Genomic DNA, 329 nt, shown 5'->3' with positions numbered 1-329 from the left:
TGCTTGTTGATGCTAATGTTATATCATCAGTATAATATATGCCACCATCGGTACCAAAAGCAAGTTTATTACCATTTCCAGCACCTGGTCTAAATACTATGGCTTGTTGATCGGCATGTACAAGTGAAACACTTAATAAATTCATGTTCGCGTTATTGGCCCATTTAGAAATCTGACTCCATGTTGCCCCATTATCGGTTGATCTAAAAAGATTGATACCGCCAATTATTAAGTTATCACTAGCATCAGCTTCAATTTCTAGGTCATAAAATGCTTGCCCTCTGGTAAAATCTGTTGCAGGAATACCTAAATCAGCATCATTTGGTTCA

At 37.1% G+C, this 329-nt stretch carries 1 pseudogene; it reads right to left on the bottom strand.

The window, feature by feature from the left end:
* A pseudogene (locus ACRHOC_RS14755) lies at nt 1-329 on the bottom strand (T9SS type A sorting domain-containing protein); the annotation flags it as partial.

It is taken from the genome of Winogradskyella poriferorum, assembly GCF_050618035.1.
GTDB lineage: Bacteria > Bacteroidota > Bacteroidia > Flavobacteriales > Flavobacteriaceae > Winogradskyella > Winogradskyella poriferorum_A.
This window is presented reverse-complemented; position numbering and strand designations above follow the sequence as displayed.